Here is a 1,395-nt window from a genome sequence, read left to right on the forward strand (position 1 = left end):
CAAGGATGGAGTCAAGGACACCTACATAAAAGTGTGGGTGTCCCAGATTATTTTTTTTACTCTTTTTCCCAGATTATTACCTACATATAAGTGTGGCTGGATTCAAGCAATAAGTGCAAACGACTCCCCTGTGTAGACTTCAAGCGGTGTTCGCCCACCTAAAACCTTTCGAGGCGTGGTATTAATCAATATCTCCATAGTTCGAATGTCCTCCCTTGTAAGATGTCCCAGAGCCATTTTTTTGGGATAGGTTCGCCGAATAATACCATTGGTATTTTCGTTCGTTCCTCTCTGGTAACTGGCATAAGGCTTGGCAAAAAATACATCAGCACTTACTGCTTCAGCTACCTTTTCATGAGCGGCAAACTCGCCTCCGTTATCCAATGTGATCGTGCAGACGGATGATACTCGTCCAAGCAATTTAATCATGCTATCTGCCACCGTTTCAGCTTGTTTGTTGTCCACTTTATCAATGAGTGTAAAGCGACTTTTCCGGTCAACCAGAGTCACCAGATAAGCATCCTGTCCAAATACGGTGTCACCCTCCCAGTCTCCCAGGCGAGAACGAAGTTCTACCACTTCAGGACGATCAGATATATCAACACGATTAGGTATCAGTGAGCGTCCAGCCTTGCGTTTACCGCCCTTGCAGCGTCTTTTTCCAAAGCGGGGTAGCTTTTTGTACAGAGAGCCTCCGCTGGACCTGTCATCAGCAATACGAGCGTAGATAGTAGTGTGGCTTAAGGTGATTTCAGGCACCTCGACTTTCATCCTGTAGCTGATGTTCTCAGGAGACCAGCCAAGAAGCAGGCCTTTTTTTATAATAGGCATTTGTCGTTCATCGGCTTTGTTATGTTTTCTGGCTGACTTCCTACGTTGAATAGCTTTACTGTGAGCAGCTTCAGCACAGTATCCGTTGTCATCAGTGTTGCGTTGAAGCTCTCGGGATAAGGCGCTTGCACTGATGGCAACTCTCTCAGCAATGTATTTCTGTGTAAGACCTGTCCCAAGAAGTGCTTCAATCTGGTATCGTTGTCCCTGAGACAGCTGTTTGTATCGTCTGGTTTGTGTATTCATTCCTGACTTCCATTTCTGAGTGTGAGAGCTACAGAATGTACCAGCAGCTGGCTCACATCTGAAATATCAGTCGATTGCACTTATTCTATTAATCCAGATGGGTGTCCTATTTATTTTTCTTAAATTATGGATGTCCCTTTTTTAAAAGTGTGGGTGTCCTATTTATTTTACATTTCTGACAGTTCTTCCCATTTATTACTGATTTTATGGATGTCCCTTTTTTATATGAAACCACCTACAAATGTGGATGTCCCAGATTATTATCAACAAACAGCAAGGGATTCAAGGATGGAGTCAAGGACACCTACATAAAAGTGT

At 43.6% G+C, this 1,395-nt stretch carries 1 protein-coding gene; it reads right to left on the reverse strand.

The annotated features are described in order from the left end of the window. Window positions 1-102: 102 nt before the first annotated feature. A complete protein-coding gene (locus tag KDK18_RS06270; protein ID WP_257254011.1) occupies window positions 103-1,077 on the reverse strand; it encodes an IS30 family transposase in 975 nt (324 codons plus the stop codon). Window positions 1,078-1,395: the final 318 nt, after the last annotated feature.

This window comes from Endozoicomonas sp. SESOKO3, from assembly GCF_024606255.1.